General features: G+C 34.3%; 6 protein-coding genes. 1 reads left to right on the top strand and 5 read right to left on the bottom strand.

The features are described from left to right. The first annotated feature begins 575 nt into the window (after positions 1 to 575). Entirely contained in the window at positions 576 to 1,739 is a 1,164-nt protein-coding gene (locus tag EAI80_RS12170; protein ID WP_129982250.1) for an aminotransferase class I/II-fold pyridoxal phosphate-dependent enzyme, read from the top strand. A 9-nt stretch (positions 1,740 to 1,748) separates the two neighbouring features. On the opposite strand, the gene EAI80_RS12165 is transcribed toward EAI80_RS12170, so the two are convergent. From EAI80_RS12165 to EAI80_RS12145, 5 genes are read right to left on the bottom strand one after another with little or no spacing between them, the layout of a single operon-like run. Then, a complete protein-coding gene (locus EAI80_RS12165; protein WP_022425894.1) occupies positions 1,749 to 2,108 on the bottom strand; it encodes a diacylglycerol kinase family protein in 360 nt (119 codons plus the stop codon). Further along, positions 2,095 to 2,364: an acylphosphatase gene (locus EAI80_RS12160; protein WP_129982249.1), complete on the bottom strand. Its 270-nt coding sequence runs from the start codon at positions 2,362 to 2,364 to the stop codon at positions 2,095 to 2,097. Before EAI80_RS12160 ends, EAI80_RS12165 begins: the two co-directional genes overlap by 14 nt. After that, positions 2,361 to 3,089 (bottom strand): RNA methyltransferase, encoded by a 729-nt coding sequence (locus EAI80_RS12155; RefSeq protein WP_129982248.1) that lies wholly within the window; start codon positions 3,087 to 3,089, stop codon positions 2,361 to 2,363. Before EAI80_RS12155 ends, EAI80_RS12160 begins: the two co-directional genes overlap by 4 nt. Continuing rightward, complete coding sequence (locus tag EAI80_RS12150) at positions 3,086 to 3,754, bottom strand: SprT family zinc-dependent metalloprotease (RefSeq protein ID WP_006505458.1); 669 nt, start codon at positions 3,752 to 3,754, stop codon at positions 3,086 to 3,088. Before EAI80_RS12150 ends, EAI80_RS12155 begins: the two co-directional genes overlap by 4 nt. Next, a complete protein-coding gene (locus EAI80_RS12145; RefSeq protein WP_238634610.1) occupies positions 3,742 to 4,035 on the bottom strand; it encodes a gamma-glutamyl-gamma-aminobutyrate hydrolase family protein in 294 nt (97 codons plus the stop codon). The genes EAI80_RS12150 and EAI80_RS12145 overlap by 13 nt, the downstream gene beginning before the upstream one ends. Positions 4,036 to 4,134: the final 99 nt, after the last annotated feature.

The following is a 4,134-nucleotide window of genomic DNA, read 5'->3' as shown; positions in this document are numbered from 1 at the left end:
TGGAATAAAGGACGATTAAATCACATTTTCGATTTAATCGTCCTTTTTAGGTACACTATATAATTTGGCGCTTACGTATGAAACATGAGATGCAGACTGACAATAGCACATGCAGTCAAAGTGGAATTTAGTCTTACACTCGAAAAAATGAACGAAATTCCATAGCTTTATTGCGCCTTAAAATACCATGATTTATGACGTTAGAATCTCATTTCTAGTGTACGAATGATTAAGTTCCATTCCCAAAACAAAAAGAATATCAGAATTAATACCCGATATTCTTATGAAAATATAATCCTGAACGACTAAATTCCACATTATTTTCGTTTCTTTTTAAAGTGGAATTTAACTTTTCACTTTAGGTCATTATGAATTCACCATCAATTCTATGATTCATTTCTCTGCCTCCCATTCTGGCAAACGTAATATCCATTTCTGAAATCTAATCTATCGAACAAGCCGAAAGCAGGGAAAATAGTAATTACACATACATTTCAAGAAGTTTTTTTATAAATTGAAACTTTCATTTGTTTCATATTTGTATTATGATACTTGAAGAGAGGGCGTATATAAAAATGAAATTTTCAAAAAGAATGGATCTCTTCGGAGAAAGCATCTTCACTACACTCGCAAATATGCGCAGTGAAAGAAAAAAACAAGGACTAGAAGTCATTGATTTGAGTATTGGAGCACCTAATATTCCTCCAACTCAAGAAGTCATGGAAACAATCGCAAAGGAAGCTATGAAACCAGAGAATTATCTTTATGCGATTAAAGATTCCGTTGATCTTCAGAACACTGTAAAAGAATGGTATGAAAGAAGATATGGTGTTGTGATTGATCCTACAACAGAATTGACTTCATTACTTGGATCTCAGGATGGCTTAGCACATCTAGCTTTAACTCTAGTAGATGAAGGCGATACCGTACTTGTCCAGGATCCATGTTATCCAATCTTTAGAGATGGACCACTACTAGCTGGGGCTCACGTTGTAACTATGCCATTATTAAAAGAGAATGACTATTTAATTGATTTTGACAGGATTGATGAAAAGACAGCTCAGGATGCAAAGTATATGATTGTATCTTATCCCAACAACCCAACATGTGGTGTTGCGAATGATGAATTCTATAAGAAACTCATTGTATTCGCAAAGAAATACAACATCATGATTCTTCATGATAATGCCTATAGTGAATTATTGTTTGAAGGACCCGGACACAGCTTCTTAGAGTTTGAAGGGGCTAAGGATGTGGGTATTGAATTCAACTCATTAAGTAAGACATATGGTTTAGCAGGTGCACGTATTGGTTTTGCACTTGGTAATAAAGAAATCATTGGAAAACTGAAATCATTAAAATCTAATCTAGATTATGGCATGTTCTTACCTGTTCAAAAAGGTGCGATTAAAGCATTAACACAAGATCAATCATGTGTAGAAAAAACTAGAAATGCTTATAAACATAGAAAAGACTTATTAGTCAATGGCTGTAAGTCTATTGGCTGGGATATCGATATGCCTAAGGGTACTATGTTTGTATGGGCAAAGATTCCTGATAAGTTTAAAGATTCTGAAACTTTTGTAAAGGAACTATTTGATAAAACAGGTGTTCTTGTGGTACCAGGTAATGCATTTGGCACTCAAGGTGAAGGTTATGTGCGTATGGCTCTTGTACAAAGTGATGATACAATTGAACATGCATTAGACATGATGGATAAAAGCGGACTATTCAAATAGCCCGCTTTTTTAAATAATATAAGGTATAAAGATCATCAAGCCAATGATAGCTGAAATGATTGCACTAATAAGCACAGCGCCTGCTGCAGCATCTTTAGAGAGCTTTGCAAGAGGATGAATATCCGGTGAGGCTAAGTCCACCACGGCTTCAATTGCTGTATTGACAAGTTCTAATGACAAAACAAGTGCAAATAGAATAAGACAGATCATCCATTCAATCTTCGTAATATGAAAATAGAAACCACATAAGATAACGGCACACATAAAAGAAAGATGTATTTTGATATTACGTTCCTTCTTAATTGTATGGATAATGCCTTCAAAGGCATGCTGAAAAGATTTTAAAAGAGATTGTCTAGTATGTAACATCAAATCTTCTCTCCCCTTTTTCTACCGGAATATCTTTCACTTCCATATCAGTGATGTCTATCCATTGTTCATTTTTCATCTTGTAGATGAAACGATTGATTTGTTCAGGTGTGCCCTGGATTTCTGCTTCGACACGTCCATCAAAGAGATTTCTAACCCAGCCAGTAAGTCCTAACTGAGTCGCATTCATCTGTGCTCTAAAACGAAATCCAACAGCTTGTACTCTTCCTGAAAAATAGATATGCTGTCTAATCATAGTGAAACCTCCTTAAAAGTATACATCACAATACCTGCCGCTACACCGACATTAAGTGATTCCATTGTATCAATAGGAATATAAAGAGAGGCATCAGACATCGCAATTGTTTCATCTCTCACACCATTTCCTTCATTTCCCATCACAAATGCCATCTTATCTGTTGATTTAATATCATCAATGGAAGATGCATTATGTAAGCTTGTCGCAATGACACGTACCCCTAACTTCTGTAGTTCTGGAATAACATGACTCAAATCATCACGGACAATATCTAAATGAAAAACAGCTCCCTGAGTAGAACGCAATACCTTATCATTGTATAAGTCTACACAATCAGGACTCATGACAATCTGTTTAAAGCCAAAAGCAAGTGCTGAACGAAGGATAGTCCCTAAGTTTCCTGGATCCTGTACACCATCTAAAATAAGAACACGATCATAGTGCTTTAAAATATTATCCTTCTTATGACACACAGCCATAATAGGCTGTGGTGTTTTTGTATAGGACAATTTTTCCATAACAGAATCAGACACAACAAGCACTTTATCCTGTCCTTCTAATGATTCATCTGTACTAATAACTAAATCACACAGCCCTGCTTTTTTTGCTTCTTCTACCATGTGGAATCCATCTACTAGAAAAAGTCCTTTTTCATCTCTTGTTTTCTTGTTCTTTAATTTTACAAGGTCTTTAATTGTTTTATTATTCACTGATTGAATCATACATGCTTTTCCTCCAAAATTTTCATACGTTTCTTATAATCAGGCATTCTCTTTTTGACTTCTGCATAGAATCGAGGAGAATGATTTGGTTCAATAAAATGACACAACTCATGCACAATGACATAATCAATCAACTCTTTATCTAAATAGACTAAAGAGAAATTAAATGTCACAAAGTTCAATTGGTCATAACAGCTGCCCCATCTTCCTTTATATTGTTTAATTTGTATACGTGGCATAGGTCGATTAAATAAAGGAAGATATTCTGATGTTCTCTTTTTTAAATATTCATAGAGTATCTGAGAAAGATATATACTTAATGCATTTTCTATATACGAAGTATACACGTAGATACTATCTCCATGAATTGCACATTGTTTCTTCTTAATATCTCTGACAACTATTTGATATTTCTTACCAAAGATATAGACATACCCATCCTCTCTTAGATCAAAATAAGGAACATAGGAAGATAATCGTGCATATAAATCCTCTTCATTTTCATAGATTAAATCACGAATATACTTCTCACTCGTACCAACAGGTGCACTGACTTCTAAATAATTATCTCTGATCTTCACTCTGATTGTTTTCATCTTCTTAAATGAAACAATACAGGGGTATATATGTCCTTTTAATTCAATATTCCATTTTACTCTCTGCATTTTCTTATAAACTCTTCAAATATTTTCTGACTTTCTTTCTCTGTATACATGAATTCAGGATGCCATTGTACACTCCATACAAACTTTTTATTAGGTGCATAACATGATTCGACTAAACCATCTTCACTTATGGCCATAGGTTGTAAATCATTTCCTAGTTCTTTGATTGCTTGATGGTGACAGCTATTGACTGGCAGAATAGTTTTATTAAATAGACTCTTTAATGGTGTACCCTCTACAAGAGTAACTGTATGCTGCTTATTGTCATAAGGTGGTTTCATTCTGTGAGTTATAGTACTTTTATTTGAATACCCATAATCTACAGGTAACGATTTAAGAGAAGTGTGGAGCAGAAATATTCAGGATATAGACTATTTGTC

The sequence above is a fragment of the Catenibacterium sp. co_0103 genome, from assembly GCF_004168205.1.
GTDB lineage: Bacteria > Bacillota_I > Bacilli_A > Erysipelotrichales > Coprobacillaceae > Catenibacterium > Catenibacterium mitsuoka_A.
This window is presented reverse-complemented; position numbering and strand designations above follow the sequence as displayed.

Bases quoted from the DNA above. Each gene is read 5' to 3' on its own strand.
- EAI80_RS12170 (WP_129982250.1), top strand. From the start codon at position 576: ATGAAATTTTCAAAAAGAATGGATCTCTTCGGAGAAAGCATCTTCACT.
- EAI80_RS12155 (WP_129982248.1), bottom strand. From the start codon at position 3,089: ATGATTCAATCAGTGAATAATAAAACAATTAAAGACCTTGTAAAATTA.
- EAI80_RS12150 (WP_006505458.1), bottom strand. From the start codon at position 3,754: ATGCAGAGAGTAAAATGGAATATTGAATTAAAAGGACATATATACCCC.
- EAI80_RS12165 (WP_022425894.1), bottom strand. From the start codon at position 2,108: ATGTTACATACTAGACAATCTCTTTTAAAATCTTTTCAGCATGCCTTT.
- EAI80_RS12160 (WP_129982249.1), bottom strand. From the start codon at position 2,364: ATGATTAGACAGCATATCTATTTTTCAGGAAGAGTACAAGCTGTTGGA.
- EAI80_RS12145 (WP_238634610.1), bottom strand. From the start codon at position 4,035: ATGAAACCACCTTATGACAATAAGCAGCATACAGTTACTCTTGTAGAG.